The organism is Rhizobium sp. SVR5-2C (assembly GCF_056755115.1).
In genome coordinates this window covers 1-230 of record NZ_JBNDHT010000658.1, presented here as the reverse complement: position 1 = coordinate 230, position 230 = coordinate 1, and the positions used below count along the sequence as shown (strand labels likewise).

The 230-nt window shown below is 58.7% G+C and carries 1 protein-coding gene; it reads left to right on the top strand.

Annotated features, from left to right (window positions below):
* Window positions 1-230, top strand: a 230-nt coding sequence (locus tag ACPYOI_RS37275; RefSeq protein ID WP_481424331.1) for a PAS domain-containing protein, incomplete at both ends; no start/stop codon positions are given.

Genomic DNA, 230 nt, shown 5'->3' with positions numbered 1-230 from the left:
CTCGCGGAACGAGAAGCCAGGATCCGGCGGCTGGTCGATGCCAACGTCATAGGGCTTGTCGTCTGGGACTTGGACGGACGTCTGATCGATGCCAACGCTGCGTTTCTCCGCATGGTGCAGTATGATCGCGAGGATTTGAACGCAGGGCTTCGCTGGTTCGACATGACGTCTCCCGAATGGCAAGAAGTGCACGCTCGGAGTGAACTCGAAGAGCTTCAGTCGACTGGCAC